1 protein-coding gene is annotated in these 264 nt (G+C 50.8%); it reads right to left on the bottom strand.

Annotation, left to right across the window (positions count from 1 at the left end):
* Window positions 1-264 (bottom strand): hypothetical protein (locus tag ACG9ZB_RS17430; protein ID WP_419326864.1); only part of this gene is annotated, 264 nt, incomplete at both ends.

Below are 264 nucleotides of genomic sequence, written 5' to 3'. Positions count from 1 at the left end.
AAGGACCACCACGCCCCGTCTTCAGCTGCATTTCCCCCTCACACGTATCACCTGGACTGGTTGGGCCATCATAACCTTTGATCTTGAACTCACCTTCTGCAAGTTCAAAACCAGCACAGTCTGGGTTATTACCACAGACATGTAGCTTCCGACCACCATCGATCACATAGCTGTCCATCGCAGTTTCACAGATTGGACAGCGTGTGTTCGACATCAAATCTGCCGTTTCTGCTGCGTCATCATCAGAACGTGCAGCACGTGAGT

The organism is Acinetobacter johnsonii (assembly GCF_048551975.1).
GTDB classification, from domain to species: Bacteria; Pseudomonadota; Gammaproteobacteria; order Pseudomonadales; family Moraxellaceae; genus Acinetobacter; species Acinetobacter johnsonii_A.
Note: the sequence above shows the minus strand (reverse complement) of the source record. Positions and strands in the feature narration are given on the sequence as shown.